20 protein-coding genes and 1 tRNA gene are annotated in these 21,143 nt (G+C 65.7%); 6 read left to right on the top strand and 15 right to left on the bottom strand.

Translation table 11 applies throughout. The annotated features are described in order from the left end of the window. Positions 1-87 precede the first annotated feature (87 nt). Positions 88-1,278 (top strand): acetyl-CoA C-acyltransferase, encoded by a 1,191-nt coding sequence (locus JN531_RS09895; protein ID WP_228348710.1) that lies wholly within the window; start codon positions 88-90, stop codon positions 1,276-1,278. After that, positions 1,275-2,258 carry an SMP-30/gluconolactonase/LRE family protein gene (locus tag JN531_RS09890; RefSeq protein WP_228348709.1) on the top strand — a complete coding sequence of 328 codons (984 nt, stop codon included), beginning with the start codon at positions 1,275-1,277 and terminating at the stop codon, positions 2,256-2,258. Before JN531_RS09895 ends, JN531_RS09890 begins: the two co-directional genes overlap by 4 nt. Here JN531_RS09890 and JN531_RS09885 read toward each other — a convergent pair. The 7 genes from JN531_RS09885 to JN531_RS09855 all read right to left on the bottom strand — a co-directional run bounded on the left by JN531_RS09885 (position 2,224) and on the right by JN531_RS09855 (position 8,826). Further along, entirely contained in the window at positions 2,224-4,305 is a 2,082-nt protein-coding gene (locus JN531_RS09885) for a S46 family peptidase (RefSeq protein ID WP_228348708.1), read from the bottom strand. The two genes, JN531_RS09890 and JN531_RS09885, sit on opposite strands and share 35 nt — an antisense overlap. A 54-nt stretch (positions 4,306-4,359) precedes the next feature. Further along, a tRNA-Gln gene (locus tag JN531_RS09880) sits at positions 4,360-4,433 on the bottom strand. A gap of 68 nt (positions 4,434-4,501) precedes the next feature. Beyond that, positions 4,502-4,909, bottom strand: a complete 408-nt coding sequence (rpsI, locus tag JN531_RS09875; RefSeq protein WP_228348707.1) for a 30S ribosomal protein S9 — start codon at positions 4,907-4,909, stop codon at positions 4,502-4,504. Between the two features lie 12 nt (positions 4,910-4,921). Next, a complete protein-coding gene (gene rplM / locus JN531_RS09870) occupies positions 4,922-5,350 on the bottom strand; it encodes a 50S ribosomal protein L13 (protein ID WP_228348706.1) in 429 nt (142 codons plus the stop codon). Between the two features lie 185 nt (positions 5,351-5,535). Then, the gene (locus tag JN531_RS09865) at positions 5,536-6,597 is read right to left on the bottom strand and encodes a PilT/PilU family type 4a pilus ATPase (RefSeq protein ID WP_228348705.1); all 1,062 of its coding nucleotides are present in this window, start codon (positions 6,595-6,597) and stop codon (positions 5,536-5,538) included. After that, entirely contained in the window at positions 6,597-7,763 is a 1,167-nt protein-coding gene (locus JN531_RS09860; RefSeq protein ID WP_275591450.1) for a PilT/PilU family type 4a pilus ATPase, read from the bottom strand. Before JN531_RS09860 ends, JN531_RS09865 begins: the two co-directional genes overlap by 1 nt. A 28-nt stretch (positions 7,764-7,791) precedes the next feature. Further along, entirely contained in the window at positions 7,792-8,826 is a 1,035-nt protein-coding gene (locus JN531_RS09855) for a type IV pilus twitching motility protein PilT (protein ID WP_228348704.1), read from the bottom strand. Between the two features lie 99 nt (positions 8,827-8,925). Here JN531_RS09855 and JN531_RS09850 point away from each other — a divergent pair, with 99 nt between their 5' ends. Further along, entirely contained in the window at positions 8,926-9,639 is a 714-nt protein-coding gene (locus tag JN531_RS09850; RefSeq protein WP_228348703.1) for a YggS family pyridoxal phosphate-dependent enzyme, read from the top strand. Then, positions 9,636-10,298 (top strand): ribose-5-phosphate isomerase RpiA, encoded by a 663-nt coding sequence (gene rpiA / locus JN531_RS09845; protein WP_228348702.1) that lies wholly within the window; start codon positions 9,636-9,638, stop codon positions 10,296-10,298. The genes JN531_RS09850 and rpiA overlap by 4 nt, the downstream gene beginning before the upstream one ends. 69 nt (positions 10,299-10,367) lie before the next feature. Here rpiA and JN531_RS09840 read toward each other — a convergent pair whose 3' ends face one another. Then, entirely contained in the window at positions 10,368-11,693 is a 1,326-nt protein-coding gene (locus JN531_RS09840) for a DEAD/DEAH box helicase (protein WP_228348701.1), read from the bottom strand. A 300-nt stretch (positions 11,694-11,993) separates the two neighbouring features. On the opposite strand from JN531_RS09840, the gene JN531_RS09835 reads away from it, so the two are divergent. Further along, positions 11,994-12,485, top strand: coding sequence for a DUF4399 domain-containing protein (locus JN531_RS09835; protein WP_228348700.1), 492 nt, complete (start codon positions 11,994-11,996; stop codon positions 12,483-12,485). A 191-nt stretch (positions 12,486-12,676) separates the two neighbouring features. Then, the gene (locus tag JN531_RS09830) at positions 12,677-13,531 is read left to right on the top strand and encodes a mechanosensitive ion channel family protein (RefSeq protein WP_228348699.1); all 855 of its coding nucleotides are present in this window, start codon (positions 12,677-12,679) and stop codon (positions 13,529-13,531) included. 43 nt (positions 13,532-13,574) lie between these two features. Here the strand turns inward: JN531_RS09830 and recG are convergent, their stop codons facing one another. The 7 genes from recG to JN531_RS09795 form a co-directional block, all read right to left on the bottom strand. Further along, on the bottom strand, positions 13,575-15,659 hold the full coding sequence (gene recG, locus JN531_RS09825) for an ATP-dependent DNA helicase RecG (protein WP_228348698.1): 2,085 nt from the start codon (positions 15,657-15,659) through the stop codon (positions 13,575-13,577). Next, on the bottom strand, positions 15,659-16,039 hold the full coding sequence (locus JN531_RS09820; protein WP_228348697.1) for a RidA family protein: 381 nt from the start codon (positions 16,037-16,039) through the stop codon (positions 15,659-15,661). The genes recG and JN531_RS09820 overlap by 1 nt, the downstream gene beginning before the upstream one ends. A 25-nt stretch (positions 16,040-16,064) precedes the next feature. After that, a complete protein-coding gene (locus JN531_RS09815; protein WP_228348696.1) occupies positions 16,065-18,227 on the bottom strand; it encodes a RelA/SpoT family protein in 2,163 nt (720 codons plus the stop codon). A gap of 85 nt (positions 18,228-18,312) precedes the next feature. Further along, positions 18,313-18,576, bottom strand: coding sequence for a DNA-directed RNA polymerase subunit omega (rpoZ, locus tag JN531_RS09810; RefSeq protein WP_228348695.1), 264 nt, complete (start codon positions 18,574-18,576; stop codon positions 18,313-18,315). A gap of 66 nt (positions 18,577-18,642) precedes the next feature. Continuing rightward, a complete protein-coding gene (gene gmk, locus JN531_RS09805; protein WP_228348694.1) occupies positions 18,643-19,281 on the bottom strand; it encodes a guanylate kinase in 639 nt (212 codons plus the stop codon). Positions 19,282-19,313: 32 nt separating this feature from the next. Next, positions 19,314-20,705, bottom strand: coding sequence for a DNA recombination protein RmuC (locus JN531_RS09800; RefSeq protein ID WP_228348693.1), 1,392 nt, complete (start codon positions 20,703-20,705; stop codon positions 19,314-19,316). Between the two features lie 20 nt (positions 20,706-20,725). After that, positions 20,726-21,094: an HIRAN domain-containing protein gene (locus JN531_RS09795; protein ID WP_228348692.1), complete on the bottom strand. Its 369-nt coding sequence runs from the start codon at positions 21,092-21,094 to the stop codon at positions 20,726-20,728. Between the last annotated feature and the right edge of the window lie 49 nt (positions 21,095-21,143).

Below are 21,143 nucleotides of genomic sequence, written 5' to 3'. Positions count from 1 at the left end.
AGGTTACCGGGTTTCCCCGTCTTTCTGGTGGGTCGCCGGCCCCGGCATCGGCGATACTTGCCCGCCCAATTGCTGCTGGAGAACACTGTGAGCACTGCCGACGACGTCGTTATCACCGGCCTGGCGCGAACCCCGATGGGCGCGCTGCAAGGCGCTTTTTCGACCCTCAGCGCCAGTGATCTCGGCGCGGTCGCGATCAAGGCTGCGGTGGCGCGTGCCGGCATTGCGCCGGAGCAGGTCGAAGACGTGATCATGGGCAATGTGCTCGGCGCCGGACAGGGCCAGGCGCCGGCACGACAGGCCAGCCGCAAGGCCGGACTGCCGGACCATGTCACCGCGCTGACCATCAACAAGATGTGTGGCTCGGGGCTGAAGGCGGTGATGCTGGGGGCTGACATGATCCGCGCCGGCAGCGTATCGACGCTGGTGGCGGGCGGCATGGAAAGCATGACCAATGCCCCCCACCTGATCCGCATGCGAGCCGGCCTCAAGTACGGTCATGGCGAGGTGCTCGACCACATGGCGGTCGACGGACTGGAAGACGCCTACCAGACGCGCACACCGATGGGGGTGTTCGCCGAGACCGCGGTCGACCGCTATGGATACACCCGCGCGCAACAGGATGCCTTCGCCATCGAATCCCTGGCCCGCGCCCGACGCGCCAATGAAGATGGCAGCTTCGACTTCGAGATGACCCCGGTCGACGTGCACGGTCGCAAAGGTACCGACACCGTGCGCCGGGATGAAGGCCCGTTCAAGGCCATGCCTGACAAGATCCCCAGTCTCAAGCCGGCGTTCCGCAAGGACGGCACCATCACCGCCGCCAACGCCAGTTCGATCAATGATGGCGCTGCAGCTCTGGTGCTGATGTCGGCCGCAGCAGCCGATCGGGCGGGCGCCACCCCGCTGGCACGGATCGTCGCCCACAGCAGCCACGCCCGCCTCCCCGGCGAGTTCACCGTGGCGCCGGTGGATGCCATCCGCAAGTTGCTGGCAAAAATCGGCTGGGCCGTGGCCGATGTCGACCTGTGGGAGATCAATGAAGCCTTTGCGGTGGTGACCATGGCCGCCATGCAGGAGCACGGCCTTTCCCATGATCGCGTCAACGTCAATGGCGGCGCCTGTGCGCTCGGCCATCCGATTGGCGCCTCCGGCGCCCGCATCCTGACCACACTGATCGGCGCCCTGAGGGCACGGGGCGGCGGCCGTGGCGTCGCCACCTTGTGCATCGGTGGCGGCGAAGCGGTGGCGGTGGCGATCGAGGTGCCCACGGCATGACGCTGCGGGACCGGATTACCAGCGTTCTCCTGCTGGCGATGTTGGCCGCCTGCAGCGGGGGTGACAGCCACACCGACACCGCCCTGCCCGAGCCGCAGGATCTCTGCGTCGACACCGGCTGTGGCCGCCTCGAGACACTGCTGCGCATTCCCGACGCCGAGAACCTGCTGTTCAGCGACGACGGCCGGCTGTTCGTCAGTGGCGGCGAGAATGTATACGAAGTCGCCCGTGCCGAATCGGGCTTGATTGCCACACCGCTATCGGCCAGTGGCTGCAATTTCACCGGACTGGCGATTCGTGCCGAGACGCTCTATGCCGCCTGTTTCGACGGACAGCTCTATGCGGCACCGCTGACCGCCGTGGCGCAGCTGGCCGCCATCACGCCACTGGGGATCGCCGCGCCCAACGGCATGGCGGTGGGGCCCGACGACGCGCTCTACATCATCAATGGGCCGGTCGCGACCACTGCGTTGCCGGACCCCAAGATCCTGCGGGTCGCGCTCGCCCCCGGCAGCCCGTTGCAGGCGACCGATGTCTCGGTATGGCTCGAGGGTGGCATGCTCGCCCCCAACGGCCTGCAGGCCGACGGCGACCAGTTCTATTTCAGCGAGAGCGGGCTGCCCGACATTGCGCGCGTCCGCCGCCTGACGTGGACCGCCGAAGGCCCCGGCCCGATCGAAACCGTCGCCAGCTTCATCGGCGTGCCCGATGACTTCAGCCTGCTGCCATCGGCCGACGGCCCCTACCTGCTGGTGCCGGACTTCGGCCTTGGCGGTCTGCGCCTGTTTGCGCCCAATGGCGACACCCAAGCCGCGCTGCCGCCGCTGACCCTGCGGTTTCCGTCACAGGCCCGGCGCGGCCAGCCGCCGCTGTTCAGCAGCGACGAGATCCTGATCACCGAGAAAGGCGTGCTCGGCGACACCGTCAGCCCGATCGGCAATCGGCTCAGCGTGTTTCGGCGGGCACCGGTAACGGATTGAGTTCGGCCACCAGCGCGTCGGCACCATAAACGGCACCGAGGGCGCCGACGATGGCGGCGCTGTGCACCGCGACGCAGCGATTGCGAAGGGGGTCGTAGCCGTAGGCGCCCCCCAGCGAATGGCGATTGCCGTCAAAGGCAACGCCCACCAGTTCACCACGACGATTGAGGACCGGGCTGCCGGAATTGCCGCCGATGATGTCGTTGGTGGTGACAAAATTGAACGGCAGCTGCGGATCAAGTTGCGCCTGCGCCGCCTTCCAGGGCGGTGTCAGGGCAAACGGCGGGCTGCCGGTGGCACGCTCGAACAGACCCATGACCGTGGTGAAGGGCGCGATCTCGGCGTCGCCCTCACGCCAGCCGCGGACCTCGCCATAGGACAGGCGCAGCGTGAACGTCGCATCCGGGTAGACCGACGTCCCATAGGCCCGGAACCGCAGCCCGGCGAGAGTCCGACCGTGGCGCGCTTCGACCGCCTCCACCTCGTGCTCGTAGCGCTGACGAAGCTGCCGCGCCAGCGGATCGACCGCCCGGGCCAGCTGGATGAAGGGGTCTTCGGAGGCCGCCACCGCCTCGGCACCGCCCTCCCACAAGGCCCGGCGCACCGTGGCGTCGGCCAGCGCCGAGCCTGCCACCAGACGATCGGCTACGGTCGCCGGGTCGGCCTTGCCCAGGACCAGCCGGACAAAGGCATCGTCGGGCCCCAGGCGCTCGCGCAGCTTGGTCAGCGACCACGCCAGTCGCGCCCGTTCATAGTCCGCCGTGATCGGCGCGCCCCCCAACACCTGCTGCCGCAGACGCGGCAACTCGCCCTCGGTGTAGCCACGCAGACGCCGGTCATTGGGCTTCTCGCGTTCCGCCGCCGCCCGGACCAGGGTGCGGGCGTGCCGGAACAGCTCGCTTTCGAAACCGCGCCCACGCTCGATCAACTGGTAGGGCGTATACAGCGCCCGGTAGGCGGTCTGCGCTTCGGCGATGCCCTGCTCGGCTGCCGTCAGGGCGGCCAGGGCCTTCGGGTCATCGGCCAGCGCGGTACGCAACGCGCGGGCCTGAACGGCACGATGATCGAAGAACAGCGGGTCGTGCAGTGCCCGCAGGCGGCCATCCAGCACCTTGTAGGCATTCTCGACCTGCATGAGGTCGGTGGCCGCCACCCGCGCAGCCTCCGGTCCCAGCCGGCTGTACTGCAACAGCACCCCGCGCAGTTCGGCGAGGTGCAAAAGCCGTTGCAACACATCAAGGTCGCGCTCGCGGCGCAGTTGCGACGCCGTCAGCAGGCGCTGGGTTCGCCCTGGATGGCCGCTGACCAGGGTCAGCTCGCCGGCGGCCGCGCCCTCTGTGTTGAGACGGAAATACTGCGGCGTCGCCACCGGACGATCATCTTCATAGACCCGCAGCAGGGCGGCGTCGAAGCTAAAGCGGGGAAAGCTGAAATTGTCCGGGTCGCCGCCGAAGAAGCCGATCGCCGTCTCCGGACTGAACACCAACCGGACGTCGGCGTGACGTCGATAGCGATACAGCTGGTACTGGCCGCCGCCATAGAGGGTGACCACGTCACAGCGCCGTGTCCCAGCCTCGTCGCCGACACACTCGGCTTCAATCCGGGACTGCTCGGCATTGCGTGCGCGGGCAAACGCTTCGCCCTGCAGGCCCTCGGTTGCGGCCGCAATACGGGCGGTGACATCGGTGGTGGCCTGCAGCTGGTTGACCGCCATCGCCGGGCACCGCAACTCCTCGGATCGCTGACGGGCCACCCAGCCGCTGGCGGCGAGGTCACGGTCTGCAGTCGACAGTGACTGGACGCAGTCGACCACGCAATGGGCGTTGGTCAGCACCAGTCCATCGGGTGATACGAAGCCGCCGGAGCAGCCGCTGGCGAGACGCACCGATGCGGCACGAACGTGGTCGACGAACGCGGCATCCGGCACGAAATCGTATTCGGATTTGAGTGCATCGCGCGGCAGCGCGTCGAGTGTCCACATGCCCTCCGCCGCCAGCGACAGCACCGGCAGCAGCAACAAACCCAGACCGCCATAACGCCTGACCATGACCTCCACCTCCTGAACGCGAAAAGCCCGCCAGTGGCGGGCTCTTCACGAGATTGGCTGGGGGACTAGGACTCGAACCTAGACAACGGGAATCAGAATCCCGGGTCCTACCATTAGACGATCCCCCAAATGGGATCTCACCGACAACGCAGTGTAGCGACGAAAGCGGCCCGGGTGAACCCGGACCGCTCCGGCATCAGCGCTTGCTGTACTGCGTGGCGCGACGCGCCTTGTGCAGACCGACCTTCTTGCGCTCGACCTCGCGGGCATCGCGGGTGACGAAGCCGGCGGCACGCAAGGGGCCACGCAGGGTTTCGTCGTACTCGATCAGCGCACGGGTGATGCCGTGACGGATGGCACCGGCCTGACCGGACGGGCCACCGCCATTGACGGTGACCTTGATGTCGAAACGGGTCAGACCGTCGATCAGTTCGAGCGGCTGACGCACCATCATGCGCGAGGTTTCGCGGCCGAAATAGTCTTCGACGGTCTTGCCGTTGACGGACATCTCGCCGGAACCCGGCTTGAGGAACACGCGAGCGGCAGCCGTCTTGCGGCGACCGGTGCCGTACTTCTGTTCGGCGGAAGCTTTCTTGATAACCATGTGCGGGGCGCCTTAAAGCGTGAGGGTCTTGGGCTGCTGGGCGGTGTGCGGGTGCTCGGCACCGGCATACACCTTCAGCTTGCGGAACTGCGCGTAACCCAGCGGGCCGCGCGGCAGCATGCCCTTGACGGCGTGCTGAATGGCGCGCTCGGGATGCGTGTCCAGCACCTTGCCCAGCGACACCGACTTCAGACCGCCGGGGAACTGGGAGTGGCTGTAATACATCTTGTCCTGCACCTTGTTGCCGGTGGTCTTCACCTTTTCCGCGTTGATGACGACGATGTAGTCGCCATTGTCCGCGTTGGGGGTGTATTCCGGCTTGTGCTTGCCGCGCAGGCGGCGTGCCACTTCGGTGGCGAGGCGACCGAGGGTGACCCCGTCGGCATCCAGAACGTACCAGTCGCGCTGGGCGTTCTCATTGTTGATAAAGACCGTCTTCATGACTCACCGCAATCGTTTGTAATAGTTCAGTCTGCCCGGGGGCGGACCTCGAAGAGCGCGCGATTGTAGTGAGGTGGCCGGGGGCTTGCAAGCACCACGGCACCCGGCGCAGCGCCAGCGGCGACCGCGACCGGACGCGGGCCTGCCACTACCGGGGAGCACCAGACGGTTGATTTCAAAAGGTTTCAGCCACCGAAATTGATCTTCGCCTCGAGATTGGCGCGGGAATCGGCGTTGGCCAGGGCCTCTTCCACCTCGATATCGCCTCGCTTCCACAGGGCAAACAGGGAGTTATCGAAGCTCAGCATGCCCTTGTCAGAGGACTGCGCCATGGCCTCGCGGATATCGTCAATGCGACGGTTGAGGATCAGGTCCTGGATAAACGGGGTATTGATCATTACCTCGACAGCCGCGGTGCGGCTGCCGTCCTTGCGCCGCACCAGTCGCTGACTGATGACCGCGCGCAGGGTCATCGACAGGTCCATGTAGAGCTGATCGCGGTTCTCGTCGGGATACAGATTGATCACCCGCTGCAGCGCCTGGTAGGCATTGTTGGCATGCAGGGTGGACAGTGCCAGGTGCCCGGTATTGGCAAGGGTCAGCGTGGCCTCCATGGTGGCGCGGGTCCGCACCTCGCCGATGAGGATTACGTCCGGCGCTTCGCGCAGTGAGCTCTTCAATGCCCGTTCGTAACTGCGAGTGTCGGTGCCAACCTCACGTTGGTTGACGATGCTGCGGTGGTTTCCGTGGACGAACTCGATCGGGTCTTCAATGGTGAGGATGTGCCCCGCAGCGTTGAGGTTGCGATGGTGGATCATCGCCGCCAGGGAGGTCGACTTGCCTGATCCGGTCGCGCCGACCATTAGAATCAGCCCGCGCTTGAGCATCACCAGATCCTTCAGCGTTGCCGGCAGACCGAGATCATCGAGCTGGGGGATGTCGGCCCTGACATAACGCAGCACCATGCCGATCTGGTTACGCTGGGTAAAGATATTGACGCGGAAGCGGCCGAGACCACCGGCCTGGGTGGCGAGGTCGATCTCGCACTCGTCGCGCAGCTCCTGCTGTTGCTCCGGCGTCAGCAGGTTGTGGGCGAGTTCGCGGATGAAGTCGGCCGTGAGCGTGGTCTTGCCGATCGCCAGGAAATCACCGTCGACCTTGAGCATCGCCGGCGCATTGCAGGTGAAGAAAATGTCGGAGGCATTGCGTTCCACCGCCAGCTTCAGATACGGCAGGATTTTCAGCATCAGCGCAGGCCCCTGCGTTCGATTTCCTCTTCCTTCATCAGCAGGCTGTTGACGCCTTCATCATCAAGCAGATTCTGCGCTGCACGCTTGGAATCAAGCTTGATGCGCAGACGCAGCTCATTCTTGCTGTCGGCATTGCGCAGGGCCTCTTCGTAGCTGATCTCGCCGGCCTCGAACAGGTTGAACAGGAACTGATCGAAGGTGATCATCCCCTGCTCGTTCGAGCGCGCCATCACCGCCTTCAACTCGTGAATCTCTCCCTTGAAGACGAGATCGGCGATCAGCGGCGAGTTGAGCATGATCTCGATGGCTGCCACCCGCCCCCCCGCCTCACGTCGGATCAGGCGTTGCGAGATGATCGCCTTGAGGTTGAACGACAGGTCCATCAGCAACTGCGCGCGCCGCTCCTCGGGGAAGAAGTTGATGATGCGGTCCAGCGCCTGGTTGGCACTGTTGGCATGCAGGGTGGAGAGCACCAGATGCCCGGTTTCGGCGAAGTTGATCGCGTACTCCATGGTCTCGCGGGTGCGGATCTCGCCGATCAGGATCACGTCCGGTGCCTGTCGCAGGGTGTTCTTGAGGGCGTTGTCCCAGCTTTGGGTGTCGGCCCCCACCTCCCGCTGGGTGACGATGCAGCCGCCGTGCGGGTGCACGTACTCCACCGGGTCCTCGATGGTGATGATGTGCCCGCGGCTCTGCTGGTTGCGATACCCCACCATGGCCGCCAACGAGGTCGACTTGCCGGAGCCGGTGCCTCCCACCATCAGCACCAGGCCGCGCTTTTCCATCACGATGTCCTGCAACCGGGCAGGTAGTCGCAATTGCTCGAAGCTGGGGATCTCGGTCTGGATGGTGCGCAGCACCCCGCCGACCCGGCCCTGCTGAACGAAGGCGTTGACACGGAAACGGCCGACATTGGGGGGCGAGATGGCGAAGTTGCACTCGTTGGTGGCTTCGAATTCCTTGGTCTGACGGTCGTTCATCAGGGCACGCATCATGATCGCGGCCGCTTCCGGCGGCAGCGCCTTGTCGCCCACCGGTGTCATCTGGCCATTGATCTTCAGCGCTGGCGGAAACCCCGAGGTGATGAACAGATCGGACCCGCCCTTCTCCTTCATCAGGTTGAGCAGCTGCTGCATCATCTTGACCGCTTGATCGCGTTCCATGTTCTGGGTTCCGTGTGAAGTCGGCGGCCTAGATATCCAGCGGCTTGTTGGCCTTGCGTCGGGCATCCTCGGGCGTGATCATGCCGCGCTTGACGAGGTCGCGCAGGCACTGTTCGAGCGTCTGCATGCCATCGCGCTGCCCGGTCTGAATCGACGAATACATCTGCGCCACCTTGTTCTCACGGATCAGGTTACGGATCGCCGGGGTGCCGATCATGATTTCATGCGCCGCGATGCGGCCACCGCCCTTCTTCTTCAGCAGGGTTTGCGACACCACCGCCCGCAGCGCCTCCGACAGCATCGCCCGCACCATTTCCTTCTCGGCCGACGGAAAGACGTCGACGATACGGTCGATGGTCTTCGCCGCCGAGCTGGTATGCAGGGTGCCGAACACGAGGTGCCCGGTCTCCGCCGCCGTCAACGCCAGACGGATGGTTTCGAGGTCACGCATTTCCCCCACCAGCACGGTGTCGGGGTCCTCGCGCAGGGCGCTGCGCAGGGCCTCGGAAAAGCCGAGCGTGTCGCGGTGCACCTCGCGCTGGTTGATCAGGCACTTCTTCGACTGGTGAACGAATTCGATCGGGTCCTCGATAGTGAGGATGTGCCCGTACTCACTTTCGTTCTTGTGGTTCACCATCGCCGCCAGCGTGGTCGACTTGCCCGAGCCCGTCGGCCCGGTGACCAGAATCAGGCCGCGCGGCGTGTCGGCAAGGTCCTTGAAGATCGGCGGGCAGTGCAGATCCTCCAGGCTCATGATCTTGGAAGGAATGGTACGAAACACCGCCCCCGAGCCGCGGGCATGGTTGAAGGCGTTGACGCGGAAACGCGCCAGCCCCGGGATCTCGAAGGAAAAATCGGTCTCCAGGAACTCGTCGTAGGCCTTGCGCTGCTTGTCGTTCATGATGTCGTACACCATGTCGTGCACCTGCTTGTGCTCCAGCGGCGGCAGGTTGATGCGCTTGACGTCCCCGTCGACCCGGATCATCGGCTCGACCCCCGCGGACAGGTGAAGGTCCGAGGCCCCCTGCTTGACACCGAAGGTCAGCAGTTGCGCGATATCCATTGTCGTTGTTCTCCCGGCAGTACACTGTGACGGCGGGTCGCCGCCTCGCTTATTCCCTTACAACCGACGTTATAGCGCTTTCGCCCCCCCAGCAAGATGATGCCCGACTACCGCGCCCGACTGACCGACCTGCGTGGCCGCCTGCGCGACTGCGCCAACGCTGCCGGGCGTAGGCCAGAGTCGGTCGGGCTGATCGCGGTGTCGAAGACCCGCAGCGCCGATGAGGTGCGCACTCTGGCGCAGGCTGGCCAACGCCATTTCGGCGAAAATTACGTCCAGGAGGCCCTGCCGAAAATGGACGCCCTGCGCGACCTTGGACTGACCTGGCATTTCATCGGCCCGCTGCAATCCAACAAGACCGCGGAAGTCGCAGCCGGCTTCGACTGGGTTCACAGCATTGACCGTCTGAAGGTTGCCCAGCGGCTGTCCGCGCAACGCCCGGCGACGCACGCCCCGCTCGAAGTCTGTGTTCAGGTCAATCTGTCGGGCGAATCCAGCAAGTCCGGCTGTACGCCGGCGGCGCTGCCGGGGCTGTGTGCCGCCGTCGCCCGCCTGCCCGGCCTGCGCCTGCGCGGCCTGATGACCCTGCCGGCGGCGCTGCAGCCCGGTGACGATGCACGGGCGCCGTTCGCCCGGCTGCGCCAACTGCTGCAGTCGCTGCAGGCCGATGGCCTGCCGCTCGACACGCTGTCCGCCGGCATGTCCGACGACTATCCGGCCGCCATCACCGAAGGGGCCACCTGGGTGCGAATTGGCACCGCCCTGTTCGGCTCACGTCCCGCTCGCCCTCCGCCTCCTGGAACTCCGTCATGAACCCGCAAGATCTCGCCAAACAGCACGCGGCCCGCGCCGCCCTCGACCATCTCGTCCCCGGCGAAGTGCTCGGGGTCGGAACCGGCTCTACCGTCAATTTTTTCATCGACCTGCTGGCAGAGCGCAAGGACGACATCCCCGGCGCCGTCTCCTCGTCCGACGCCAGCACCGCACGGCTGAAGGCCCTGGGGATCCCCGTGGTCGATCTCAACAATGCCGGCACCCTGTCGATTTACGTGGATGGCGCCGATGAGGCCGACCCGCATCTGCGCCTGATCAAGGGTGGCGGCGCCGCACTGACCCGCGAAAAGATCGTCGCCGGCGCCTCGCGGCGCTTCATCTGCATCGCCGATGCCTCCAAACAGGTGCAGGTGCTCGGCAACTTTCCGCTGCCGGTGGAAGTCATCCCCATGGCCCGCAGCTTTGTCGCCCGCGAGCTGGTGAAACTGGGGGGCGATCCGGTCTGGCGCGAGGGCGTGGTCACCGACAACGGCAATCTCATTCTCGACGTGCGCGGCCTGCGCATCCTCGACCCCGTGGGATTGGAAACCACCGTCAACCAGATTCCCGGTGTCGTCACCGTGGGCCTGTTCGCCCATCGTCCGGCAGATCTGCTGATCATCGGCAGCGCAGACGGCGCCGAAGTCTTCAACGCCTGACGAAAAACGGGCATGCCCCGGAAAGGCATGCCCGTCGATTCCACGGTGCTGGCACGGCGTCGGTCCGGCTCAATGCACCTTGCGCGACTTGCCCATCAGGTGCTCTGCACTTTTCTGGCTCTTCGGCGCGCCGCCGCGGCCGCCACGCCCGCTGCGTGGCCCCTGCCCGCCACCACCACCGCCCGGGCGGCCACCGCCGCCACCACGTCGCTGCTGTGGCCGCGGCGGGCGCGGTTCTTCCTTCGGCGCCTGGCCCGGCGGTGACAGTTGATAGCCCTCCACCTCGAACACCGGAATCTGCCGCTTGATCAGCCGCTCGATGTCCTTCAGCAGCGGGAACTCCTCACGCGACACCAGCGACAGCGCCTCGCCGGTCAAGCCGGCACGACCGGTGCGTCCGATGCGATGGACGTAGTCCTCGGGCACGTTGGGCAGCTCGAAATTGATGACGTGCGGCAGCTCGTCGATGTCGATCCCTCGGGCTGCGATGTCGGTCGCCACCAGCACCCGCACCTCACCGGTCTTGAACCCGGCGAGCGCCTTGGTGCGCGCATTCTGGCTTTTGTTGCCATGCAGCGCGGCGGCGCTGAGACCGTCCTTGATCAGGCGCTCGCAGAGACGATTGGCACCATGCTTGGTGCGGGTGAAGACCAGTACCTGCTGCCAGTTGCCGCGCGAGATCATGAAGCCGAGCAGGCCCGGCTTGTCGCCCTTCTCGGCATAGACCACCCGCTGACCGACGCTTTCCGCCGCCGCATTGCGGGGCGCGATGTCGATGCTCACCGGCTGGTGCAGCAGCCCTTCGGCGAGCTTGCGGATGTCGGGCGAGAAGGTGGCGGAAAACAGCAGGTTCTGCCGCTTCGCCGGCAGCAGCTTGAGCACCCGCTTGATATCGGGCATGAACCCCATGTCGAGCATGCGGTCGGCTTCGTCCAGCACCAGGGTCTGAATCTTCGACAGGTCGGCAGCGCGCTGACCGGCGAGGTCGAGCAGACGCCCGGGGGTGGCGACCAGAATATCGACCCCGCGACGCAGCAGATCGATCTGCGGATTGATGCCGACACCTCCGAAGATGACCGCGTGCTTGAGGGTGAGATCGCGTCCATAGGTGGCAACCGACTCGCCGACCTGGGCAGCCAGTTCACGGGTGGGTACCAGCACCAGCACCCGCGGAGCACGCCGCCCCTGCTCGATGCCCTGTTCGGCCAAGCGGTGCAGGATCGGCAAGGTGAACGCCGCCGTCTTGCCAGTTCCCGTCTGCGCCGCCGCCAGGACGTCGCCGCCTGCCAGCACCTGGGGGATGGCCTTGGCCTGGATCGGGGTCGGGGTGGTGTAGCCCTCGCGCGCCACGGCGCGCATCAGGGACTCGTGCAGTCCCAGTTCAGAAAACGACATGTGTCTATTGACTCCAGAGCGGACCGGAGGAGGCACTTGCGAAGTCATTCCGCGCCACGATTGCAGGCGAGGAACCACCGGGCGAACGTGCCGTCCTGAGGTCCTGTACGCCCGCGCCCGCTCGTCAGAGGGGCACCGGTTCAGGCGATGGGTTGGGGTACGGGCCAGGCGACGTTGCGTCGCGCGGCCAGGCCATCAGGCACCACCGGAGGTGCTTGCGGCGGCGCGAGTATAGCCGCATGACGAACGATCCCCTAATCTCGGGGTCCCTTAGATTCACCTGACCCTACGGAGCTCTTCATGCGCAAGACCCCGCTCGCCATCACACTGGCCTTCACGCTCGCCCTCCCCGGCTTCGCCACTGCCGATTGGAAAGAGTCGCTGAAACAGCAGGCCGGCAAACAGGCCAGCCAGAAGATGGAAACCGAACTGGGCCTGGCGCAGCCGGCCCCGACCGGGGCCGAGGTGTACTTCCTCGAACCACGCGACGGCGCCACCGTCAGCAACCCGGTCAAGGTGGTTTTCGGCCTGCGCAACATGGGCGTGGCCCCGGCGGGGGTGAACCAGGAGAACACCGGCCATCACCACCTGCTGATCGACAACCCCACCGTCAATCTCGGCCAGCCCCTGCCGGCCAGTGAGCAGGTGGTGCACTTCGGCGGCGGACAGACCGAAACCACGGTCAAGCTGGCCCCCGGAAAACATACCCTGCAACTGGTGTTGGGCGATTGGAAACATCAGCCGCATCAACCGCCAGTGACATCGAAAACGATCACGATCGTTGTTAAATAAAATTGATTAACTTTTTAATTGTTTATAATTAATCACAGCCCCCACCCGTCGCAACGGGCGGGGGCTGTCGCATTTCAGGGCGGACATTCAGCGCCCACGGCGCTGGCAGCGCTTCAGCCTTTGAAATTGCGAAGCGTTCTTGCGACCCTGTCCCCCCGTGTTCCATTCCCACGACTGCTAAAGGGATTTTCATGACTGAACTGCTTGATCGCCTGTCCGACACCGAGGCGCTGGTCGCCACTGGCCTACCCCTGGTCCTCAACGTGGTCGCCGCACTGGCCACCTTCTTCATCGGCAAATGGGTGATCAAGGGTCTCATCGCCCTGTTGCGACGCATGATGCGTCGTGCCAACACTGACGAGACCCTCGCCAGCTTCCTCTCCAACGTGCTGTACGGCGTCGGGCTCGCCATCGTCATCATTTCGGCACTGGGGCACCTCGGGGTCGACACGACCTCGGCCGCAGCCGTGCTTGGCGGCGCCGCACTGGCCATCGGTCTGGCATTGCAGGGGCAGCTGTCCAGCCTTGCCGCCGGCGTGATCCTCATCATCTTCCGGCCGTTCAAGCGGGGTGATTTCGTCGAGATCGGCGGCACCATGGGGGTGGTCGATGAGGTCAAGATCATCCATACGACGATGAAGACACTCGACAACCAGGTGGTGATCGTGCCGAACTCCAACATCACCACCCAGACCATCACCAACTACTCGGCACTGCCGACCCGTCGCATCGATCTGACGGTGGGCATCGGCTACGGCTCGGACCTGCGCAAGGCGAAGCTACTGCTGGAAAAGATGCTGGCCGAAGAAGACCGCATCCTGCCGGAGCCGGCGCCCACCGTGCAGGTGAAGGAGCTGGCCGACAACTCGGTCAACTTCGCCTTCCGCGGCTGGACCAAGTCCAGCGACTGGTGGGGCACCCGCTGCGATCTCACCGAGCGCATCAAGCTGGTGTTCGACGCCGAGGACATCGAGATCCCCTTCCCACAGCGGTCACTGCATATCGAAGGCCTGGCCGAGGCCCTCAAGGCCTCACAGAAAACCTGATCCGGTCGCGGGCAGGCGGGCGGCGGCCGTGCGCGGCTGCCGCTCAGACCTGGCCGTAGCGGTCGAAATCGCCGACCCATCGGCGGATCAACCTTCGCGCCACCGTCGGCGCACTTGCCAGCAGCTCGTCCGCCAGGGGCTGCAGGCGGGCGACCCGCGCGGCATCGCGCACCGGATCGGCGATCTTCAGTCCCACCAGCCCGGTCTGGCGCCGCCCGAGCAGCTCACCGGGTCCGCGCAATTCGAGATCGGTGCGGGCAATGACAAAACCGTCATTGCTCTGCCGCATGACACCGAGCCGCGCACGCGCCATCTCCGACAGCGGAGGCTGGTACAGCAGCACGCACTGACTCTCGACACTGCCCCGCCCCACCCGACCGCGTAACTGATGCAGCTGCGAAAGGCCGAGTCGCTCGGCATTCTCGATGATCATGATCGACGCATTGGGGACATCGACACCCACTTCAATCACGGTCGTCGCCACCAGCAGCTGCGTTCGGCCCTCCTTGAACGCACGCATCTGCGCCTCCTTGTCCTCGCCACGCATGCGACCGTGAACCAGGCCCACCTGCAGTTGCGGCAGCGCCTCCCGCAGCTGCGCGGCGGTTTCTTCAGCGGCCTGCGCCTCGAGCTGGTCCGACACCTCCACCAGGGTGCAGACCCAGTAGGCCTGACGCCCTTGCGCGCAGACCTCGCCGATGCGGGCGAACACCTCGCTGCGGCGACTGTTGGACATCGCCACCGTGCGTACCGGCGTGCGTCCCGGCGGCAACTCGTCAATCACGCTGATGTCCAGGTCAGCGTGAACGGTTTGCGCCAAGGTGCGCGGGATCGGCGTCGCACTCATGATCAGCTGGTGCGGCGTCAGGCCTTCGGGCCCCTTGTCCCGCAAGGCCAGCCGTTGCTGCACTCCGAAGCGATGTTGTTCGTCGATAACCAACAGGCCCAACCGAGCCAGCCGCACCTCATCCTGGAACAGCGCATGGGTGCCGACGAGCACGCCGCTATGACCCGCCTGCAGCTGCGCCAGCGCGGCGTCGCGCTCCTTCTTGCGAAGACGGCCGGTGAGCAGCGTCACCTCGATCCCCAGCGGCGCGAACCAGGTCTGGAAGCTACGTGCGTGTTGCTCGGCGAGCAGCTCGGTCGGCGCCATCAATGCCGCCTGAAACCCGGCCCGAACCGCCGCCAGCATCGCCACCGCCGCCACCAGGGTCTTGCCGGCACCGACATCGCCCTGCACCAGACGCAGCATCGGTCGGCGCTGTTCAAGGTCGTGGCCGATCTCCGTCAACACCCGCTGCTGCGCGCCGGTGAGGGCGAACGGCAGGCCGGCGCTCAACGCCGTCTGGGCCTCGGCGAGGGCGCCGATCGCCGGCGCCGGCCGCTGCTGCAAGGTACGCCGCAGCCAACGCAGGCTCAGCTGATGGGCCAGCAGTTCTTCGTCAATCAATCGCCGCTGGGCGGGGTGCTCGAAGCGCGCCAATGCAACGATGGCATCGTCCGCCGTCGGCCGGTGCAGCTGGTTCAGTGCCGCCAACGTTTCCGGGCCATCAATGCCGGGCACCGGCTGCTGGAACGCGGCGTCCTCCGCCGCCACGGCCAGGGCGCGCTCCACCAGGCTGCGCAACCGTGGCTGTGCCAGCCCCTGGGTGGTGGGATAGACCGGCGTGAGGTGCGGTTCCAGCACAAACGCGTCGGCGCTGTCGGCCACCTCGAACGTCGGGTGGACAAACGTCAGCCCCTCGCGGGTGATCCGCCCGGTACCGAAGCCCTGCACCCAGCGTCCCGGCGCCAACAGCGTCTGCTGGTTGGGATGAAAGTGAAACAGGCGCAGCAGGGCGGTGCCGCTGTCGTCTTCCACCAACACCCGCAAACTGCGACGCGGCGCAAACCGCACCTCGCTGTGCAGCACCCGGGCCCGGAACACACCCTCGGCACCATCGGCCCAAGCACTGAAGGTGGTGCAGTGGCGCCGGTCCTCGTAGCGACTGGGGAGGTGCAACAGCAGGTCGGCCACCGTCTCGATGCCCAACTGGGCGAGCCGTTGCGCAACCTGCGGGCCACAGCCCTTGAGAAAGGTGACCGCGGTCTCCAGCGTCAGTGGCGGCGGTGCCGGCTTTTTCGGCACTACACCACCAGCACGGCGTCGGCCTCCACCCGGGCGCCGCGCGGCAGGCTGGCCACACCGATGGCGGCCCGCGCCGGAAACGGCTCCGGCACATAGCCGCGCATGATCTCGTTGACGCGGCCGAAATGGGCAAGATCGGTGAGAAACACGTTCAGCTTCACCAGGTCGGCAAGACTGCCGCCTGCCGCCTCGGCCACGGCGGCAAGATTGCGGAAGACCTGGTGAATCTCCTCATCGATGCTGGCGTTGACCAGTTCCATGGTGGTCGGGTCCAGCGGAATCTGACCGCTGAGATAAACCGTATCGCCCACCCGGACGGCTTGCGAATAGGTACCGATGGCGGCCGGCGCATGGTCGGTCTGGATGATCTGCTTTTTCATGGGACGTTTCGGGATGGACAGGGAATCAGGGACGGTAAACGCGCTCGACCGAGTCGACCCGCCGCAGGCGGCGGATCACGCGTGCAAGATGGACGCGATCGCGCACCGACAGGATAAAGCGGGTCTCCACCACATCGCCGCCGACATCCTCGGGCATCTGCACATTCTCGATGCTGGCTTCGGCCTGGGCGATCTCGCCGGTCACGCTGGCCAGCAGCCCGCGCTTGTTGAGCGCCTTCATCCTGACTTCGGCGAGATAGTCGCCCTGATAGTGGTCGGCCCAGGTCAGCGGCACCCAGTCTTGCGGGCGGCCCTTGGCGTGGCGGCAATCCATACGATGGACCACGATGCCGCGGCCCATGCTCACATGGCCCCGGATATCGTCTCCGGGAATCGGTCGGCAACAGCGTGCGTAGTCGAGCACCAGGCCCTCGGTGCCCTCGATCGCCAGCGGCGCCGCCTGGCTGGTTGCTGCGCGGTCGGCATGGCCGTCGGGCAGGTAGTGCCGGGCCACCAGCGGCGCCAATCGTGCGCCGGTGCCGATGGAGGCATACAACTCCTCCATGTCACCCAGCGAGAAGGCCCGCAACACGGTCTGACAGCGCGGCTCATCCTTGAGCACCGCCAGATTGACGTGGAGTTCACGCAGGGCAATTTCCAGCAAACGGCGACCGAGGCGAATTGCCTCGTCTTCATGCTGGTTCTTGAGGAACACGCGGATCGCGGATCGCGCCTTGGCGGTTTTTACGAAGTTCAGCCAGGCCGCATTGGGACGTGCGTGCCGGGCAGTGATGACCTGTACCGTCTGTCCATGCTTTAGGGGCGTCGACAGCGGCTCGAGGTGTCCGTCGACTCGTGCGGCGACACAGCGGTTACCCAATTCGGAGTGAACCGAATAGGCGAAGTCCACTGGTGTGGCGCCTTTGGGCAGGCGTCGGATCTCGCCCTTGGGAGTGAAGACGTAGACCTCATCCGGGAACAGGTCGACCTTGACGTTCTCGACGAAGTCCAGCGCGCCGGCACCGCCGTAGGTGTCGAACAGGCTGTTGAGCCATTCGCGCGCACGCAGTTGTGGCGCCGAGGGGCCGCCACCGCCGCCCAGCTTGTACTGCCAGTGGGCGGCGATGCCGCTCTCGGCGATGTGATGCATGTCGCGGGTGCGGATCTGCACCTCCACTTTCTGGCCACCCGGCCCGATGCAGGTGGTGTGCAGACTCTGGTAGCCATTGGCCTTGGAGTTGGCGATATGGTCGTCGAACTCCCCCGGCACCGGCTTGTAGACATGGTGGATGACCCCCAGGGCCCGGTAGCAATCATCAACTTTCGAGACAATCACCCGGAAGCCCAGCAGGTCCATTACCTTGAGCAGCTTGAGCTTCTTCTTCCGCATCTTCTGATAGATGCTGTAGATGTTCTTGTCGCGCCCCACCACCGAAGCGCCGATGCCTTCCTCGCGCAGGCTGGTGGACAGCCGCGACTCGACTTCCTTGATCAGCTTCTTGGTATCGCCCAACTGGCCCTGTACCGCCCGCGCCAGCACGCCGTAGCGGTTCGGATAGAGGTTGGCGAAGGCCAGATCCTCCAGTTCGGTGCGGATCGCCTGGATGCCCAGACGCTGGGCAATGGGTGCATAGATATCGAGGGTTTCGCGGGCGATGCGACGGCGCTTGTCCGGCGCCATGGCGTTGAGGGTGCGCATGTTGTGCATGCGGTCGGCCAGCTTCACCAGAATCACCCGCAGGTCCTGGGTCATCGCCAGCAGCAGCTTGCGGAAGCTCTCGGCCTGCCGTTCGGTGCGGCTCATGCCCTCGATCTTGTCGATCTTGGAGACGCCGTCCACCAGCTCGGCGACATCCTTGCCGAACTCCAGTGCCAGCGACTCCTTCGAGATGCCGGTGTCCTCGATGACATCGTGGAGGATCGCCGCCATCAGGGTGGTGTGATCCATCCGCATCTCGGCGAGGATGCGGGCTGCGGCCAGGGGGTGATAGATGTAGGGCTCGCCGGAGGAGCGGCTCTGCCCCGAATGCATCTGCCGTGCGAAGGTTGCGGCGCGCCGCACCTCTTCAATGTGTTCGTCCGGCAGGTACTGCTCCAGCAATCGGCCAAGACTCTCGATGCCGAACTCACGTTCGGCCCGCTGGGTCCGGAACACGGTGCTGATGCGCTGGATGACGGGCAATTCCATGGACCGAGTATATGGAGTTCCGGCGGCCGGCAAGACGCCCACAAAAAACCCGCCGTCAGGCGGGCTTTTCAGAACCTCGGAGCGCTCAGGCGTCGAACGACGGGTCCAGCGCTTCCAGTTCCATCTTCGGCTGCTGCACTGCCGGCAGGTCCTGCTCCTCGAGCACCGCCCGGTCGGTCAGACCCTCGGCGATTTCGCGCAGCGACAGCACCGTCGACTTGTGGTTGCCCCAGGGCATGCGGGCATCGGCGCCACGCGCCAACTGGCGGGCACGCTTGGCCGCGACCAGCGTGAGGTCAAACTGGTTGGGAATCTTGTCCAGACAGTCTTCTACAGTGACGCGGGCCATGAAAATCCTCAGCTTCGGGGTCGGCAGGGCGCCGAAAGACCGCAGAGGATACCGGGTCGCCCGACGTTATGCCAGCAGCCGGTCGATCAGACCCGGATGCGCCCGCAGTTGCATCGCCTGCCGCTGTCGCCGCTCGAGGAAGATGGCGGCAAGCGCTTCCAGCGACCGCTCGAAGTCCTCGTTGACGATCAGATGGTCGTACTCGTCGTAATGGGCGATCTCCGAGCGCGCCTCGCGCATGCGCCGTGCGATCACCTCGTCGCTGTCCTGACCACGCCCGCGCAGCCGCCGCTCCAGTTCCGCCAGCGAGGGCGGCAGGATGAACACCGAGGTCACCGCCTCGGCGCGCTGCCGGACCTGACGGGCGCCCTGCCAGTCGATGTCGAGCATGACGTCGACACCGGCCGCCAGCAGCGCATCCGTGCTGGCGCGACCGGTGCCGTAGTGGCGCCCGAACACCTCGGCATGCTCGAGAAAAGCGTCACCTGCGATCATCGCCCGGAATTGCGGCACATCAACGAAGTGATAGTGCTCACCGTCAACCTCGCCGGCCCGCATGGCCCGTGTCGTGTACGACACCGACAGGGTGGCACGGACATCACGCTGTGCCAGGTAAGGCACCAGCGCACGCGTGAGACTGGTCTTGCCGCCGCCACTGGGGGCAGAGACGATCACCAGGGATCCAGGGACGGGGGCCTCGTTCATGGCTGGATTATCCGCCATGGCCGCAATCGCCGTCAGTCCTTGTCGCCCTCGCCGGGGTCCGGTGCGGCCAGTGGCCTCACCGCGGTCCCCACCGGCTCCGGTCGCGACAGCGGGTCACCGCCGCCGACCCCCAGCGCCTCGAACTTCCGTGCCGACACCAACACGCGGGTCTCCAGCGAGCCGACCGCCCCGTTGTAATGCCGAACCGCGGTCCCGAGGGCATTGCCAACTTTCACCAGATGCTCCGAAAAGGTCCCCAGACGTTCGGCCAGTTCCTTGCCGAGCGCGGCGATGTCCTGTGCGCTGCGCGCCACCGCCTCTTGACGCCAGCCATAGGCCACCGCCTTCAGCAGGGCGATCAGGGTGGTCGGGCTGGCCAGCATCACCCGTCGGTCGGTGGCCTCGTCGAACAGCGACGGGTCTTCGGCCAGGGCGGCCGAAAAGAAGGCTTCGCCGGGTACGAACAGCACCACGAAATCGACGGTGTCATCAAACTGGCTGAAATAGCGCTTGTCGCCCAGGGCCTTGATCTGCTGCCGTAACTGCAGCGCATGTCGTCGCAGGTGGTCGCGCCGGGTCATGTCGTCTTCACTTTCAAGCGCGCTGAGGTAGGCGTCGATTGGCGCCTTGGCATCGATCACGATACGCCGCTCGCCCGGCAGTCGGACCACCACATCCGGTCGCTGCCGCTGGGCCTCGTCGTTGGTAGCGCTGGTCTGCTCGGTGAAGTCGCAGTGCTCCACCATGCCCGCCATTTCGATCACCCGCCGCAGCTGCAGTTCACCCCAGCGGCCACGCCCCTGCGGCTGCCGCAGGGCTTTCACCAGCGCCTGGGTCTCACTCTGCAACCGCGGCAGCTGGTGTTCGCTAAGTTGCCGCAACTGCTCCCGCAACCCCTGATAGGCCCCTTCGCGCTGGCGCTCCATCGCCGCCACCCGTTCATCAAATTTGCCCAGGCTCTCCTTCACCGGACCCAGCGACGCTTCAATCGCTTTCTGGCGCGCACCGAGGTCGTGCTCGGCGCCCTGCTGGAACCGTTTGAGGCTCTCGTTGGCCAGTTGCAGGAAGGCCGCATTGTTCTTCTCCAGCGCCTGTGCAGACAGCGCCTGAAATGCTTCTCCGAAGCGACGCTCGGTGTCCTGCAGCAGCGCCAGCTTTTCGTCGGCGTTGCGCTGGGCGGCCGCCAGCTCGGCCTGCAGCCGCGCCTGCTCGCGCTCGGCCTGCCCTTGCGCTGCACGCTGTGCCTCCAGCGACGCTTCCAAGGCGGGCACCCGCGCGGCCGCGGCCGCGGCCTGGGCGTGTGCGTGCCTGGCCGCCTCCAGCGCCCGCTGCAGGCGGAATCCGCGTAGCACCAGGGCGACCACCGCCAACAGCAGCAAGCCGCTCAGCAGCACCCAGACAGGATGCCCCAGGAGATCACTCATTCACGCTCCAGATGTTGTTGTCATGAGGCCCGTCGGTGCAGCAACTCCAGCGCTACGCCCTGCCCGGCCACTGCCGAAACCCGTGCAGCCGGCACCTCGCCTTCCGCACAGCCACTGCACACCGTACCGCTCAACGCGGCGGGAAGGTAGCCGAGCTTGAATTCGCCCCAGTAGGCCGCCACCGCGCCCGGCTGGAAAGGGTGGTCGGGCTCACGCACCAGCCGCACCGGATCGCCGGGCTGCAGCACCGGCAACAACGCGCGTCCGGGATGCGAGGCCACCTGTTCCAGCGGTGCAATGATGGACGCTTGCGGCTCTCCAGCCAGACAGGCGGTGAGCGGGGTGATGGCGAGACTGGCCAAGACAATCACAGCGGCAAGACGGGACATGGCGGGCTCCTGACGTCGGTAGGGCCCCCACGCTATCGGCACGGTGTCT

The organism is Flagellatimonas centrodinii, assembly GCF_016918765.2.
Lineage (GTDB): Bacteria > Pseudomonadota > Gammaproteobacteria > Nevskiales > Nevskiaceae > Polycyclovorans > Polycyclovorans centrodinii.
The sequence above is the reverse complement of the archived record's forward strand: the minus strand, read 5'-3'. Positions and strand labels throughout refer to the sequence as shown.

Bases quoted from the DNA above. Each gene is read 5' to 3' on its own strand.
- JN531_RS09890 (WP_228348709.1), top strand. From the start codon at position 1,275: ATGACGCTGCGGGACCGGATTACCAGCGTTCTCCTGCTGGCGATGTTG.
- JN531_RS09885 (WP_228348708.1), bottom strand. From the start codon at position 4,305: ATGGTCAGGCGTTATGGCGGTCTGGGTTTGTTGCTGCTGCCGGTGCTG.
- rpsI (WP_228348707.1), bottom strand. From the start codon at position 4,909: ATGGTTATCAAGAAAGCTTCCGCCGAACAGAAGTACGGCACCGGTCGC.
- rplM (WP_228348706.1), bottom strand. From the start codon at position 5,350: ATGAAGACGGTCTTTATCAACAATGAGAACGCCCAGCGCGACTGGTAC.
- JN531_RS09865 (WP_228348705.1), bottom strand. From the start codon at position 6,597: ATGCTGAAAATCCTGCCGTATCTGAAGCTGGCGGTGGAACGCAATGCC.
- JN531_RS09860 (WP_275591450.1), bottom strand. From the start codon at position 7,763: ATGGAACGCGATCAAGCGGTCAAGATGATGCAGCAGCTGCTCAACCTG.
- JN531_RS09855 (WP_228348704.1), bottom strand. From the start codon at position 8,826: ATGGATATCGCGCAACTGCTGACCTTCGGTGTCAAGCAGGGGGCCTCG.
- JN531_RS09850 (WP_228348703.1), top strand. From the start codon at position 8,926: ATGCCCGACTACCGCGCCCGACTGACCGACCTGCGTGGCCGCCTGCGC.
- rpiA (WP_228348702.1), top strand. From the start codon at position 9,636: ATGAACCCGCAAGATCTCGCCAAACAGCACGCGGCCCGCGCCGCCCTC.
- JN531_RS09840 (WP_228348701.1), bottom strand. From the start codon at position 11,693: ATGTCGTTTTCTGAACTGGGACTGCACGAGTCCCTGATGCGCGCCGTG.
- JN531_RS09835 (WP_228348700.1), top strand. From the start codon at position 11,994: ATGCGCAAGACCCCGCTCGCCATCACACTGGCCTTCACGCTCGCCCTC.
- JN531_RS09830 (WP_228348699.1), top strand. From the start codon at position 12,677: ATGACTGAACTGCTTGATCGCCTGTCCGACACCGAGGCGCTGGTCGCC.
- JN531_RS09820 (WP_228348697.1), bottom strand. From the start codon at position 16,039: ATGAAAAAGCAGATCATCCAGACCGACCATGCGCCGGCCGCCATCGGT.
- JN531_RS09815 (WP_228348696.1), bottom strand. From the start codon at position 18,227: ATGGAATTGCCCGTCATCCAGCGCATCAGCACCGTGTTCCGGACCCAG.
- rpoZ (WP_228348695.1), bottom strand. From the start codon at position 18,576: ATGGCCCGCGTCACTGTAGAAGACTGTCTGGACAAGATTCCCAACCAG.
- gmk (WP_228348694.1), bottom strand. From the start codon at position 19,281: ATGAACGAGGCCCCCGTCCCTGGATCCCTGGTGATCGTCTCTGCCCCC.
- JN531_RS09800 (WP_228348693.1), bottom strand. From the start codon at position 20,705: ATGAGTGATCTCCTGGGGCATCCTGTCTGGGTGCTGCTGAGCGGCTTG.
- JN531_RS09795 (WP_228348692.1), bottom strand. From the start codon at position 21,094: ATGTCCCGTCTTGCCGCTGTGATTGTCTTGGCCAGTCTCGCCATCACC.